This window comes from Slackia faecicanis, assembly GCF_003725295.1.
Lineage (GTDB): Bacteria > Actinomycetota > Coriobacteriia > Coriobacteriales > Eggerthellaceae > Slackia > Slackia faecicanis.
Genome location: NZ_QICB01000005.1, coordinates 36,896 through 51,162, shown reverse-complemented (window position 1 = coordinate 51,162; position 14,267 = coordinate 36,896). Strand labels below are relative to the sequence as shown.

Annotated in this window: 10 protein-coding genes and 4 tRNA genes; 9 read left to right on the top strand and 5 right to left on the bottom strand. The window is 64.4% G+C overall.

Annotation, left to right across the window (positions count from 1 at the left end; genetic code table 11):
- The first annotated feature begins 95 nt into the window (after positions 1–95).
- The 5 genes from DMP07_RS06920 to DMP07_RS06900 all read left to right on the top strand — a co-directional run bounded on the left by DMP07_RS06920 (position 96) and on the right by DMP07_RS06900 (position 1,718).
- A tRNA-Leu gene (locus DMP07_RS06920) sits at positions 96–179 on the top strand.
- Positions 180–301: 122 nt separating this feature from the next.
- Positions 302–377, top strand: a tRNA-Lys gene (locus DMP07_RS06915).
- Positions 378–429: 52 nt separating this feature from the next.
- A tRNA-Gln gene (locus tag DMP07_RS06910) sits at positions 430–503 on the top strand.
- A gap of 122 nt (positions 504–625) precedes the next feature.
- Positions 626–701 (top strand) — tRNA-Thr (locus DMP07_RS06905).
- 345 nt (positions 702–1,046) lie between these two features.
- Positions 1,047–1,718, top strand: a complete 672-nt coding sequence (locus DMP07_RS06900; RefSeq protein ID WP_123198419.1) for an SOS response-associated peptidase — start codon at positions 1,047–1,049, stop codon at positions 1,716–1,718.
- 313 nt (positions 1,719–2,031) lie between these two features.
- Here the strand turns inward: DMP07_RS06900 and ilvC are convergent, their stop codons facing one another.
- From ilvC to DMP07_RS06875, 5 genes are all read right to left on the bottom strand, one after another.
- On the bottom strand, positions 2,032–3,030 hold the full coding sequence (ilvC, locus tag DMP07_RS06895; RefSeq protein WP_123198418.1) for a ketol-acid reductoisomerase: 999 nt from the start codon (positions 3,028–3,030) through the stop codon (positions 2,032–2,034).
- 197 nt (positions 3,031–3,227) lie between these two features.
- On the bottom strand, positions 3,228–3,704 hold the full coding sequence (gene ilvN / locus DMP07_RS06890; protein ID WP_123198417.1) for an acetolactate synthase small subunit: 477 nt from the start codon (positions 3,702–3,704) through the stop codon (positions 3,228–3,230).
- Positions 3,704–5,578: a biosynthetic-type acetolactate synthase large subunit gene (gene ilvB, locus DMP07_RS06885; RefSeq protein WP_123198416.1), complete on the bottom strand. Its 1,875-nt coding sequence runs from the start codon at positions 5,576–5,578 to the stop codon at positions 3,704–3,706. Before ilvB ends, ilvN begins: the two co-directional genes overlap by 1 nt.
- Positions 5,575–7,239 (bottom strand): dihydroxy-acid dehydratase, encoded by a 1,665-nt coding sequence (gene ilvD, locus DMP07_RS06880; protein WP_123198415.1) that lies wholly within the window; start codon positions 7,237–7,239, stop codon positions 5,575–5,577. Before ilvD ends, ilvB begins: the two co-directional genes overlap by 4 nt.
- A 458-nt stretch (positions 7,240–7,697) precedes the next feature.
- Positions 7,698–9,275 (bottom strand): polysaccharide deacetylase family protein, encoded by a 1,578-nt coding sequence (locus DMP07_RS06875; RefSeq protein WP_244594910.1) that lies wholly within the window; start codon positions 9,273–9,275, stop codon positions 7,698–7,700.
- A gap of 245 nt (positions 9,276–9,520) precedes the next feature.
- Here DMP07_RS06875 and DMP07_RS06870 point away from each other — a divergent pair, with 245 nt between their 5' ends.
- The 4 genes from DMP07_RS06870 to hpt all read left to right on the top strand — a co-directional run bounded on the left by DMP07_RS06870 (position 9,521) and on the right by hpt (position 14,205).
- Complete coding sequence (locus DMP07_RS06870; protein WP_244594909.1) at positions 9,521–10,771, top strand: LCP family protein; 1,251 nt, start codon at positions 9,521–9,523, stop codon at positions 10,769–10,771.
- 310 nt (positions 10,772–11,081) lie between these two features.
- Positions 11,082–12,629 carry an LCP family protein gene (locus DMP07_RS06865; RefSeq protein WP_123198414.1) on the top strand — a complete coding sequence of 516 codons (1,548 nt, stop codon included), beginning with the start codon at positions 11,082–11,084 and terminating at the stop codon, positions 12,627–12,629.
- A 191-nt stretch (positions 12,630–12,820) separates the two neighbouring features.
- Positions 12,821–13,354, top strand: a complete 534-nt coding sequence (locus DMP07_RS06860) for a spore coat protein SP96 (protein ID WP_123198413.1) — start codon at positions 12,821–12,823, stop codon at positions 13,352–13,354.
- Positions 13,355–13,581: 227 nt separating this feature from the next.
- Positions 13,582–14,205, top strand: coding sequence for a hypoxanthine phosphoribosyltransferase (gene hpt / locus DMP07_RS06855; protein WP_123198412.1), 624 nt, complete (start codon positions 13,582–13,584; stop codon positions 14,203–14,205).
- Positions 14,206–14,267 lie beyond the last annotated feature (62 nt).

Sequence of the window (14,267 nt, the reverse complement as noted above, 5' to 3'; positions counted from 1 at the left end):
TGCGCGCGCCTTGCGTTTCGTCCGCTTGCGGCGGCGAAAACGCCGAGAACGCATTCTTGGCAGGACGGCTTCGTTCGTTTATAATGCACCTCTGCGCCCGAGTGACGGAATGGCAGACGTGGCGGTCTCAAAAACCGTTGTTGAAAGACGTGCGAGTTCGAATCTCGCCTCGGGCACCATCCGATTCATCAAGGCGCGCAAGCGCCTTTCTTTATATGCGAATACTTTTTTAGAATCTCATTGACCGCGATGCCCTTCGCAGGTAGAATACTTACCTGCGCAATCGCGCATATCATGAAGTGGGCCGTTAGCTCAGCTGGTAGAGCAGGGGACTTTTAATCCCAAGGCCGCGGGTTCGACTCCCTCACGGCCCACCATGCATGATTTTCGGAAGGCCGGGCACTGCCCGCCTTTTTTGTAGCGGCGCATTGGGCCATGGTGTAATGGCAGCACAAGGGTTTTTGGTGCCTTTAGTCTAGGTTCGAGTCCTGGTGGCCCAGCCAGTCCCGTCATGCGGCTTGTTTTGTCGGAGCACGAACATCGATTTCTCCGAAAATTCGAGATGTGCTGGACGAAACGGCAACAACCCGCTATAATTCTCACTCGCATTTACAAAATGCAGTGTGCCGATGTGGCTCAGTTGGTAGAGCAACGCACTCGTAATGCGTAGGTCAGCGGTTCGAGTCCGCTCATCGGCTCCACGAAATATCAGGTCGTCGCCTTCGGGCGGCGGCCTTTTTCGTTTTTCCGGGGCGGTCGAGGCCATTTTTGCGCGGTTTGGCACGAATTCGGCGTTATGCACGGCTGAATGCTTGGGTCGTGGGCGCATGTCCTTGCGTTTTCCCAGGTGGGCGCCGCTCGTCTTGCCCTTTGGCCACGTGAGCCGTGCCAAACCGGCAAAAAATCGGCACGCCAAGGCCCTAAAATACAAGGATGCTTTTACGAGTGCATAATTGTTGGATACTTTCGTTCATATTTGCAAATAAGCGCATATATGAAGAAAACGAGGGGTGCGGGCGCCTTCGGGGCCGTGTGAAGGAGGGGCTGTGTGCCATCGGTTCACCATGCTGACGTATGAAGAAACGCAGGACGTGGTTCGGGCGCTTTCCTGCGGCACGCATCCCGCCTGGAAGCCCGATTGGCCGGCATCGGCGCCCCGCGTCGATGCGTTTCCCGGCTCGCGTGTCGGCATCATCGTGCCGAATGCTTCGGGCGGCGTCGAGACGGTCGAAGCGACCTGGGGATTCGCGGCGCCTTGGGCGAAGCGCCCCGTGTTCAACGCGCGGATCGAAACGGCGTTGTCGCCCGAAAGCGGCATGTGGGGCCGCGCTCTGGCGCAGGGGCGCTGCATCGTGCCGGCCGTGCGTTTTTTCGAAGCGCAGAACCGGCCCGACGTCGCGGGTGTTTCGGACGGCGCTGCGAAGGGGCGCCGTCGCAGCCTGTATTCGTTCGGCATGCCCGACGGCGATCCGGTGCTGTTGGCGGGCATGCGCCAGGATGGGTGCTTCTCGGTGGTCACCACGCAGCCCAATGCAAGCGTCGCACCTGTTCACGACCGCATGCCGCTCGTGCTTTCGTGGTATGAGGCATGGCGGTGGCTCGGCGACGGATTCGCATCGCTGGCCGATCGGGGCGCCGTCGTTCTGGACTCGCGCCTCGAACAGCAACCCGCCCGCCGCTCTCGCGCCGTGGTCGACGGTCAAATGAGTCTGTTCTGAGCTGCGATGCCCGCGATTGCGTCGGGTGCGCGCCGACAAGCGCGAGGCTTTTCGGGCCGGGCGGTTTTCCCGATGGCCTGCGTCGTTCTTTCGGGCCTTGCGGCGGCTTCCGTTTTTCATGACACGGAATCGCTGACCGGGCCTTGTCTGACCGAAGCGGCCGGGCGGGCAAGGGGCTTCGGGTCCGGTGTCGGGCGCCCGGCCGTGGCTCCGTGCGAGGCGCAGGCCGCCGCGGCCGGGCGCGCCGCTGAAACGCGGAAAGGACGCCTCGGCGTCCTTTCCGTTCGTTCGCTATGCGTGGGGTGTCGCGGCGCTAGTCTTTCTTGATCCAGCTGAACATGGAGCGGATCTTCTCGCCGGTCTGCTCGATCTCGTGGCCGTTGATGGCCTCGCGCTGCTCGAGCAGCCACTTGTGGCCGTTCTCGCAGTCGGCCACGAACTCGCGGGCGAACTCGCCGTTCTGGATGCGCTCAAGGATGAGTTTCATGGCCTCGCGGCTCTGCTCGTTGATGACTTTGGGGCCCGCGTAGTACTCGCCGTACTCGGCGGTGTTGGAGATGGAGTAGTTCATGAAGTGGATGCCGCTCTCGTACATGAGGTCGACGATCATCTTCATCTCGTGATAGCACTCGAAGTAGGCCAGCTCCGGCGGATAGCCCGCCTCGGTCAGGGTCTCGAAGCCGGCCTTCACCAGCTCGACCAAACCGCCGCAGAGTACGGCCTGCTCGCCGAAGAGGTCTTCTTCGGTCTCTTCCTTGAAGGTGGCCTTGATGATGCCGGAGCGGGCTCCGCCCACGCCCCAGGCGTAGGACAGGGCCAGATCCCAAGCGGTGCCGGTGGCATCCTGGGCGACGCAGGCCAGGCAGGGAACGCCGGAGCCTTCGGTGTACTGGCGACGCACGATGTGGCCGGGGCCCTTCGGCGCGCACATGATCACGTTCACGCCTTCGGGGGCGACGATGTAGCCGTAATGGATGTTGAAGCCGTGCGCGAATGCGAGCGTGTTGCCCGGCTTCAGGTGGGCCTCGATATGCGCCTTGTAGATCTTGGGCTGCAGCTCGTCGGGAACGAGCATCATGATGAGGTCGGCCTCTTCGGCGGCCTCATCCATCGTGGTCACCTTGAGGCCCGCCTCTTCGGCTTTGGCCCACGAAGACGAACCTTCGCGCAGGCCGACGCGCACGTCGACGCCGGAGTCCATGAGGTTCAGCGCATGCGCATGGCCCTGGGAGCCGTAGCCGATGACGGCGACCTTGGCGTTCTGGATGATCGAGGAATCGCAATCCTGCTCGTAATAGATAGTGACGGCCATTGTGAAATCTCCTTCTCTTATATCTTCGGCGCCTGGTCAAGCCCCGAAAAATCCTTGTTGCACGCTGCGGCCGAAGGGTCGGGCGCAGCGCTGCCCGGCGCGCGTTTCGCCGTGGGGCGGGTTCGCAGGTCGGGCGTCGTTGCGGGCGGCGCGCCTGCTTCTTGCCTGGCGCGCCGCCCGATTCGCGAACGGCGGCTTTACGCTCCGCGCGACATGGCGATCTTGCCGGTGCGCGTGAGCTGCTTGATGCCGTAGGCGCGGAACAGGTCTTCCAGCGCGCCCAGCTTGTTTTCGTCGCCGGTTGCTTCGATCGTGAGCGTGGCTCTGCCCACGTCGACGATCTTGGCGCGGAACAGGTTCGCGACCTCGATCACCTCGTGGCGCTTCTCGGCGGGGGCGCACACCTTGAACAGCACGAGCTCGCGCTCGATCGCGTCTTCGTCGGTGAGGTCGCTGATCTTGTAGACGCTCACCAGCTTGTGCAGCTGCTTGGTGATCTGCTCGAAACCCGTTTCGTCGGCGTTGACGATGACGGTCATGCGCGACATGGTGACGTCTTCGGTCGGCGCCACGGTGAGCGACTCGATGTTGAATCCGCGTCGCGAGATGAGTCCGGTGACGCGCGAGAGCACGCCCGGCTTGTTTTCCACCAAGACGGAGAGGATGTGCTTCATTACTCTTCGCCTCCTTCGGCGTCGGGTTCGGCGGTCTGGGCGTCTGCGCCCTTCTGGGTGACGCGCACGCCGCCGACGGTCAGGTCGATCGCGCCGATGATGTCGTCGAGCGCGGCGCCCGGGGCCACCATGGGATAGACGTTCTGCTCGGGCGAGATGGCCACGTCGAGCAGGTAGGGTCCGTCGCTTGCGAGCATGCGGTCGATCGCGGCGCCCACTTCGGCGGGGTCTTCCACGCGTTCGCCCTGCCAGCCGTAGGCGTCGGCCAGCTTCACGAAATCGGGGTTCGCGTCGAGCAGCGTGGACGAGTAGCGCTCGTGGTAGAACAGCTTCTGCCACTGGTGCACCATGCCCAGCGCGCGGTTGTCCAGGATGAGCACCTTCACGGGCGCGCCGTTGATGGCGGCCGTGGCCATTTCCTGGCTGTTCATCTGGAAGCTGCCGTCGCCCGCGACGCAGACGACCTGCGCGTCGGGGTAGGCGATCTGCGCGCCCACCGCGGCGGGGAAGCCGAAGCCCATCGTGCCCAGGCCGCCGCTCGAAAGGAACGTGCGCGGATGGTTGCGCTTGATGTGCTGGTGCGCCCACATCTGGTGCTGGCCGACCTCGGTGGTGACGATCGAGTTGTCGGGGTCGAGCTTCGCCGAAAGCGTGTCGAGCACGACTTCGGGGATGATCTGGCCCGGGAAGTCTTCGAAGTCGTCGTGGTAGAACGGCCAGCGGCGGCGCCATTCGTCGCAGCGGGCGAACCATTCCTCGCCCACGGGGGCCAGCTGCATCTTCTCGATCAGCGCGTTCATGCCTGCCAGGATGCCCTGGGCATCGCCGACGATCGGCACCTTCGGGTCGCGGATCTTGCCGATTTCGGCCGGGTCGATGTCGATATGGACCACGGTGGCGTGCGGGGCGAACTCGGAGAGCTTGCCGGTCACGCGGTCGGAGAAGCGCGCGCCCACGCAGATGAGCAGGTCGCATTCGGTCATGGCCATGTTGGCGTATTTGGAGCCGTGCATGCCCACGGGGCCCAGGTTCAGCTCGTCGGCGGCGGGGAAGGCGCCCTTCGCCATGAGCGTGGTGACCACGGGGATCTTCATGGAGTGCGCCAGCTCTGCCAGCTCGGCGCAGGCGTGCGAGGCCACCACGCCGCCGCCCACGTAGAGCAGCGGGCGCTTCGACTGCTCGATCAGCGAAACGGCCTGCTTGACCTGCTTGACGTTGCCGCGGTAGGTGGGGCGGTAGCTGGGCAGGTTCACGCTGTCGGGGTATTCGAACACCATTTCGGTGCTGGCCAGGTCGCTCGGAATGTCGATGAGCACCGGGCCCGGGCGTCCGGTGGACGCGATATAGAAGGCCTCGCGGAAGGTGCGGGTGAGGTCGTCGGTGGACTGCAGCAGGAAGCTGTGCTTGACCACGGGCATGGTGATGCCCACGATGTCGGATTCCTGGAACGCGTCGGTGCCGATCACGCCGCGGGTCACCTGGCCCGTGATGATCACCATGGGCACGCTGTCCATGCAGGCGGTGGCGATGCCCGTGACCGTGTTCGTGGCGCCGGGACCGCTGGTCACCAGCACGACGCCCACTTTGCCCGTGGCGCGCGCGTAGCCGTCGGCCATATGCGTGGCGCCCTGTTCGTGGCGCGCCAGCACGTGGCGGATCTTCTTGGAATCGTAAAGCGCGTCGTAGATTTTGATGGCCTGCCCGCCCGGGTAGCCGAAGATGGTGTCGACGCCTTCGGCCTCAAGCGATGCGATGATCGCCTGCGCGCCCGTCATGGTCTTGCCTTGTTTTTCCGTGGCGCTGCCCGGGCCGAAGGGTTGCCCCTCTACGGCGCGCTCTTTGCGGGCAAGCTGCGTTTCGCGGTTGTCGATCATGCCAGATACGCCCCCTTGTCTGCGCTCGTCACGAGTTTTGCATAGCGGGAAAGCACGCCGGTCGTGTACTTCGGCGCCGGCGGCTGCCAAGCCGCGCGACGGCGTGCGAGTTCCTCTTCTTCTACCTTCAGATCGAGGGTTCCTGCCTCGATGTCGATAGCGATGACGTCGCCTTCCTGCACGAGGGCGATCGGTCCGCCCGCGGCCGCCTCGGGGCTGACGTGCCCGATGGCGGGGCCCTTCGTGGCGCCGCTGAAGCGGCCGTCGGTGATCAGCGCCACCGACTTCGCCAGGCCCATGCCGCAGATGGCGCTGGTGGGTGTGAGCATTTCGCGCATGCCCGGGCCGCCTGCGGGGCCTTCGTAGCGGATGACCACCACGTCGCCTGGCTTGATTTCTCCGCCGAAGATGGCCTCGCAGGCCTCTTCCTCGCTTTCGAAGACGCGGGCGGGGCCGACATGGCGGTACATGTCCGGATCGACGGCGCTCTTCTTCACGACGCCGCAATCGGGCGCCAGGTTGCCGCGCAGCACCTTCAGGCCGCCCGTGGCGCTGTAGGCGTCTTCGACGCGGCGCACGACCGTGCCGTCGACGGCGGGGCATTCCTCGAGCCATTCGGCCATGGTGCCGTGGCAGGTGAGGGCCTGCGTGTCGAGCAGGCCTGCGCGGCCCAGCTCGCCGAGGATCGCGGGAATGCCGCCCGCGGCGTCGAGGTCTTCGATGTGCAGCGGGCCCGCGGGGGCGATGCGGGTGAGGTTGGGGGTTTTCGCGGAGACGTCGTCCCAGTCGTCCATGCTCACGGGGCAGCCCGCCGCCTGGGCGATGGCCGTCAGGTGCAGCATGGTGTTGGTGGAGCCGCCGAAGGCCATGTCGAGCGCCATGCCGTTACGGATGGAATGCTCGTTGATGATGTCGAGAGCCGTGGTTCCCGATTCGAGCAGCTCCATGACCTTCATGCCCGTGCGCTTGGCCAGGCGGATGCGCTCGGAGTACACGGCGGGAACGGTGCCGTTGCCGGGCAGCGCGATGCCGAGCGCCTCGGACAGGCAGCAGATGGAGTTGGCGGTGAACATGCCCGAGCAGCTGCCGCAGGTGGGGCAGGCGGTGTTCTCGAGCCAGTCGCATTCTTCCTGCGTCATGGTGCCGGCGGTCACCTGGCCCACGGCGTCGAAGAGCGTGTTGAGGTCGGTCTGGTTGCCGTTTTTGTCGCGGCCGGCCAGCATGGGGCCGCCCGAGACCAGCATGGTGGGAAGGTCGAGGCGGCAGGCCGCGATCAGCATGCCGGGGACGATCTTGTCGCAGGCGGGGATCAGCACAACGGCGTCGAACTGATGGCCCTGGACGGCGCACTCGACGCTGTCGGCGATCACTTCGCGGCTGGTGAGCGAGTAGTGCATGCCGTCGTGGTTCATGGCGATGCCGTCGCACACGCCGATGGTGTTCATCTGCATCGGGGTGCCGCCGGCCATGCGGATGCCTGCCTTGACGGCGTCGGCGATGGTCTGGAGATGCACGTGCCCGGGAATGACTTCGTTCTGGGCGGAAATGACCGCGACGAGCGGGCGGTCGAGTTCTTCGTCGGTCAGGCCGTCTGCCTTCAGAAGGCTGCGGTGCGGCGCACGTGCCAGGCCCTTCTTGATGGCATCGCTTCGGTGGTTCATCGCATGTCTCGCTTTCCCTCGTCGGTGCTGCGACTCAAGGTATGCGAGCGAGGATTCCCCGTCGATGCCCTGTTACGGAAGGCGTCCGGCGAAACGTACCCGGCGAACCGCGCCGACGGGGGTCGCCCGCGTGCGCGATGAGCGTTCTGCTTCGCTGCTCGAGGGGGTTTCGAGGCCCGTCCACCACAGGCTCGCATGGCCGCCTGCTTGCTGGAGATGGATTCGTCCTCACTCGCCCTGTCGTCGCATTTGTTGAGTACCCTGGATTATAGGCATCGTCGACGGGGGTTCAAGACGCTATCGCACTTTATTTCGGTAAAGTAATGAGATTTTACATTTTGGACATACTGACGGTATTCGTGGCGTATTGCGGGGGCTCTCTGTTGCGAAAAAGTAAAGGCCGCCTCCATCGCTCAGGGCGGAGGCGGCCTTCGGAGGCGTCCGGCGAAGCCCGTTTATTAGACCAGCTTACGGGGGTATTGAAGCATTTCGTCCATGGTGACGAAGCGGAAGCCCTGCTCTTTGAGGTAGGGGAGGGCGGTCTTGAGCGCTTCGGCCGTCTGCGAGCGGTCGCCGCCGCCGTCATGCATCAGGATGATGTCGCCGGGCGTGGCGGCCTTGATCTGGGACGCGATCTTCTCGGCTCCGGGGCGCTTCCAGTCGAGCGTGTCGATATCCCAGCCGATGTCGGCGTCCACCAGGTCTTCCACGTTGCGCCACACTTCCAGGGGGAAGTTGCCGCCTGGCGCGCGGATCACGCGGCTCGCTTCGGCGCCCGTTGCGTCGGAGATGGCTTTGAGGCCCTGCTCTATCTCGGCGCGCTGCTCGTCGACGCTCATGAACGAAAGGTTCACGCCCTGGCCGCTGCCGGCAGCATGGTCCCAGCTGTGCGTGCACACCTGGTGGCCTTCGTCATGTTCGCGTTTCACCAAGTCGACGCAGGGGCCGACGATGCGGTTGCCCACGGTGAAAAAGGTCGCCGCGGCGCCGTTGTCGCGCAGGATATCCAAGATTTTCGCGGTGCTGTCTTCCCAGGGGCCGTCGTCGAAGGTGAGCGCGACCACCGCTTCGCCGCCCGTGTCGGGGTAGGAGCGCAGGTAGACGCGGTCTTCGGCGGGCTGCTTCACCTCGAGCACGATTTCTTTGCCGGAGGTCTCGCCCGTCTTCACGGTGGACAGGCCCTCGTTGCCTTGCGCGCCGATGGCGTGGATCGGGCCGTAGCCGCTTTCTATGGGGTTGGGGCCGACCGCCTTGTCTTCGGTGACGGAGGGCTCTTCGACGTCGGCGCCGTCAGCGAATGCGAGCACGTCGCCATCGGAGACGTCTGCTTCGCCGTCGGCCTCCTGGCCGTTGATCGTGGCCCTGTAGGGGCTGCCTCCGCCTTCGGTTATGACCTGGCCTTCTACGTCCACGAGGTTGCCGGGGACCATCTGAAGGCCGCTTTTCTCGTATGCGGCGTGCAGGGTCTTTTTGCCCGACAGCTCGACTTTCTGGCCGTTCGCGGTGACCGAGATGGGCATGAGCGCGCGCACGGCGGGTACGCCGAACACCAGAAGCGCCGCCGCGGCCGCCGCGCCGCCTGCGATGAAGAGGCGTCGCGTGAGGCGCGGGTTCAAAAGCGGCCGGTCGTCCCAAAGCGGCACGAACGATTGCTGCTGGGACGGGGCCTTCTGCTGCTGATCGGCGCGCGCGGTCCCGCCCGCGTTTCGGGCGGGCGCCATGCTGCGGTCGGCGGGCTTGTCTTTGCGCGGATGGGGCAGGCGCGTGCCCGGCTGTTCGTTTTCGGCGCGGCGGACGTTGGAAGCTTCGGCGCCTGCCTGGACGGACGGGCGGTGCGCGTCGTTTTGGGCGACGGGACGCATGGAGCCCGTGGGCTGCGCGACGCGGCCGCGGTCGGCCGTTCCGCGCACGCGGCGGCTGCCCGCTACCGACGGACGGCTTGCGGGGCGGGGTTCGATATGCGGGAAAGAAGACGACGAGCCTGCACGGCCGCCGGTGCGGGGGTCGGGCGCGTTGTCGTTGTTCTGGGTGTTCATGGATGCCTCTCGTGTGCGTTTCAAGTGGGTCGGACATCGTTACGCGCAAGTCTAACCCGTGCTGCCGGTTTCTGAGGGACGATTTCAGGAATCGACACATCATCGGCGGTTTCTTCGCGAATCGGCCGTCGCCGCGTGCATGGCGGCGCCGCCCGCGTCTGGTGCGCGCCGCGCGGTTTCGGCGTTTTTCCCGAATGCGTAGGGTTTTGCATCCCAACTGCGGCGAATCGGGCATAATGCGTTGTATGAAGAAACAGAAGAACACTCAAAACGTCGAGCAGCCCGCGGAGTCCAACGCGGGCGTCGCCATCGTTCCCCTGGGGTTCGCCCCTACGGTTCCCGCGAAGGCGTCGGTCCATGCCTATTCGCGCGATGCCTATGTTTCGCGCAAGCCCAAGAGGCGCCGCGGCGCCAAGATCGCTTTGGCGGTGGTGCTGGTGCTGCTGCTTGCGGTAGGCGGCGTGGCATTCGGCGGCGTGATGTACGTGAATTCCATCACCGACAAGCTGCATAAGAACGTCGACCAGAATCTCATGCAGGCCCTTTCGGTCGAAAAGGCCGCGCCAGGCGAGCCTTTCTATATGCTGGTGATGGGCGTCGATCGCTCCGAGGAGCGGGTGGCGGCGGGCGATATGGACACCTTCCGCAGCGATTCCATGATCCTCGCGCGCATCGACCCGCAGCAGAAAAACGTCTCGCTCGTCTCGATCGAGCGCGATACGTACGTCTCGATCGAGGGCTACGGCCCCGACAAGATCAACGCCTCGGCGGCGCTGGGCGGGTCGGCTTTGGTGGTCGACACCATTTCCAAGTTCGCGGGCGTGCCGATCGACCATTACGTTGAAATCGACTTCGACGGATTCAAGGCTGCGGTCGATTCCCTAGGCGGCATCGAGGTGGATGTTCCCATCACGATCGACGACCCCATGGCGGGCGGCCGCGTGGAGGAGGGCCTGCAGACGCTCAACGGCGACCAGGCGCTCATCTTGTGTCGAAGCCGCCATTCCTATGACGATTACGGCAGCGGGGACTACTACCGCATGGCCAACCAGCGCATGGTGATGGGCGCGATCGCCAAGAAGATCCTGTCGTCCGACGTGGTCACCATGGCGAACACCATCAACGCCATGGCCGACTACATCACCACCGACATGGACGTTCAGACCATCGTGGAGGTGGCCACCGAGATGCGCGGCATGAACGCCGACGAAGACATCTACTCGGCCATGAACCCCACCGTGCCTACCTATGTCAACGACGTGTGGTACGAGTACTGCGACCTTGAGGCATGGCGCACGATGATGGGACGCGTCGACGCAGGCCTTCCGCCGTATGCCGACGATCGCCGCAATCTCAACGACGGCGGCACGCTCGACGGCACGATCACGGGCGTCCAGGAGCTCGGCGTGGAAGGCGCGGCGCCTGCGGGCGGGGCGTTGCTGCCCGACGCTGCGGCCCCCATGGGCGTCGACCCTAACGCGCCCGTTTCGTACTAGGCGTTTTCTCGACGATACGGCGGCCTCCGGATGGAGGCCGCTTTTCTGTTCCAGGAGGTTGCAATGCGGCCCGCAGCGCCTGTTTGGAGACGTATTGCCCGGGTTCCTGATGAAGATTCGCCGCTCGCGCCCTGTTCACGCGCGTGTGGCGATAGGATGGCGCATATTCAGATAGATGCGTCGGATGGGCGCGCTCGCTCCGGCCGCTTCGGGCGGGCGGATTTTTTTCGACGCCGCATCGTATTCGACGCATAGACCTGCCGCGCTGCGAGCATTCGTAGCTCGTGCCGGAGAGCAAGGAGATTTCCTTATGGCATCTCGTAGACCGAGTTCTCGCGATTCGCATCCTACGGGCGATTCCTCGCGACGGCCTTGCGCGCCGTACGGCAACGGCGCTCCGCGGCCGCGCAACAGCCGCGACGTGTCGTCGTATTCCCGCAGCTCGTATGCGCGCGGCAACGGCGTTCCGCGCCAGGCGGCGCCTTCGCCGTATTCCCGCCAATCCACGCAGGGCGAATACGCCCGCGCCCGCGCGAAGAAGAAGCGCAGGAACAAGGTCGTCGGCGTCGTGCTGGCGGCGCTTGCCGCGTTGACGGTCGGCGTCGGCGCGGCGGCGCTCGCGTACGTCGGCGTGCTCAACGGCAAGCTGACGGGTGATGTAGGCGCCGACCTCAGGGGCGTTCTGGCCGATGCGAAGGCTCCCACCGAGCCGTTCTATATCTTGCTGATGGGCGTCGACAAATCGCAGGAGCGCACCGAAAGCGCCGAATACGAAGGCGACAACTTCCGCAGCGACTCCATGATTCTCGCGCGCGTCGATCCCAAAGACAAAAAGCTCACGCTCATCTCGATCGTCCGCGATACGTACGTGGATATCGAAGGCTACGGCAAGAATAAGATCAACGCTGCGCACGCGCTGGGCGGCCCGGCGCTCACGGTGAAGACCGTTTCGAAGTTCGCTGGCGTTCCCATCTCGCATTATGCCGAAATCGATTTCGACGGATTCAAGGCTGCGGTGGACGCGCTAGGCGGCATCGACGTGAACGTTCCCGTTGAAATCGACGATCCTATGGCGGGCGGCTATGTGCCTGCCGGCGAGCAGACGCTCAATGGCGACCAGGCTCTCATCCTGTGCCGCGCCCGCCATGCCTATGACGAAATAGGCGCGGGCGATTTCTATCGCGCTGCCAATCAGCGTATGGTCATGGGCGCCGTAGCCAAGAAGCTGCTGGCTTCCGATGTGGGCACGATCGCCTCTACGGTCACGTCTCTGTGCGATTACATCGATACCGATATGAATGTGACCGACATCATTTCCGTGGCGTCGGCTATGCGCGGCATGGACACCGCCGCCAACATCTACTCCAGCATGAATCCAACCATTTCGACGTACGAGAACGGCGTGTGGTACGAGTACAGCAACAACGAGGCGTGGAGGGCTATGATGAAGCGCGTCGACGCGGGCGAGACCCCCACGGTGGACGCGGCCGATTCGGCCAACGACGGCGGCGTGATCGACGGCTCGATCAGCGGCGAATATGTCGCGCAGAGCGTTTTGAGCGGCGGAGGGTCCGAGTCGCATGCCGATGTCGAGATCGAGGTGCGCAACGGCAGCGGCATCGGCGGCGTGGCGGCCGAGGCGTCGAGCGTGCTTACCAACAGCGGCTACAACGTGACTACGGTGGGCGATGCGGAGTCGTACGACTACGCCACCACGCTCGTGGTCTACGACGCCGACGGCAATGCGGATACCGCTCAGGCCATCGCGAAGGCGATCGGCGGCGCGAAGGTCGTCCGCAACGACGGCACGTACAGCGTCGACGGAACTTACCTGGTGGTTGTGGGCTCGGATTACTAGGACGCCCTTTTCTCCATGAAACGCCATGCGGCGGCCGTGCTTTTCGCGAGGTGCGGCCGCCGTTTCTACGTCTGGGGGCGTATTCTGGGCCGCTGTCGTGCCAGGTTGCTGTTTCGCAAGCGTTACCAGGTGCGATGTGCATGCGGCGGGTATAATGGCCGAAACGTAAACCTCTTCGAATCGAGGACGAAATGAGCGATACCATCAATCCTTCGGGCGCCCCCCAGGTTCCTTCCGAGCCGCCCGCGAGCAGCTCGGTCCAGCCGACCGTCGCGCCGACAGCGCCCGTGCCGCCTGCGCCTCAGCCCGCCCAGGCGCCTGCCGTCGAACCCGGTTCTGCCGCGGGCTATGCGCCCCCTGCGGCCGCCGTGCCGCCCACGGGCCAGGTTCCTCCTGCGGGAGCCGTTCCGCCGCCGCCCGGCCAGATGCCGCCGTTTCAGGCCCAGCCTGAAATGCCGCAGAACATTCCAGGCATGCCGCTGTTCCAGCTGACGGGCGGCATGAAGTTCGGATGGGCCGCGCTCGGCTTGATCATGGGCCCTGTGGCCATTCTGATCGCATGGCTGACGAACGCGCATAATTTCCCCGAGGCGAAAAACGCCGCTGTGAAGTTCGCGCTGTTCGGTTTCTTGACCCAGCTGCTTTTGGGCGTCGCGCTTGCCAGCCTTGTGGGCTGCGCCACCTGCGCGGCGATGACCGGCATCTCCGGCTACTGCTACTACTAGGTTTCAGGCCGCCGGGCGCCCGCCGCGCCGCGGCGTCGCGGCCGATCGACCCAGACGCGTCCGACTATCGGGCGCGTCTATTCGTTTCGGGTGGGGGAGGTCCGGCGCCGGAGTTGCGAGCGCGGCTGCAATCGTGTTTTTCAAGGGCGCGTTGCCGTATCGTTGAGCGGCCGTTCGTCCAGAGTGCTAAACTGCATCACCGATACGCGAATCGAAGAAGGGCCATTATGACCGAGCAGAACACCGTTCTCGCCGCCGGCGAACGCGACCGGTACTTCGGCGACGACGACATCAAGGAAATTCTTTATACGCAGGAAGAGCTGAGCCGTCGCGTGCGCGAGATCGGCCGCAGCATCACCGAGGACTATCGCGATCGCGCCTCCGAGCGCGCGAGCGACGGGGCGCCGGGCCTGGTGGTCATCAGCGTTCTGCGCGGCGCTGCCATCTATATGAGCGACCTGGTGCGTGAAATCGACCTTCCTCTGGAAATGGACTATATGGCCGTTTCTTCGTACGGGTCCGGCACGAAGAGCTCTGGCGTCGTGCGCATTCTGAAAGACCTTTCGTCGCAGATCGAAGGTCGCCACGTGATCATCGCCGAAGACATCCTGGATTCCGGCCTCACGCTGAAATACCTGATGGGCGTGCTCGAATCGCGCAATCCGGCTTCGATCGAAATTGCCACGCTGTTGCGTAAACGCACCGAGCGTCAGGTCGACATCGATTGCAAATACGTCGGCTTCGAGTGCCCCGACGAGTTCATCGTCGGATACGGCCTCGATTATGCCGAGCACTATCGCAACCTTCCCTATATCGGCATTCTGAAACCCGAGATCTACCAAGGAAAATAATGAGCGACACTCCCAAAACCAACGATCGTCCGCTCGAGGATTCTCAGGCGCCTGCGCCCGAA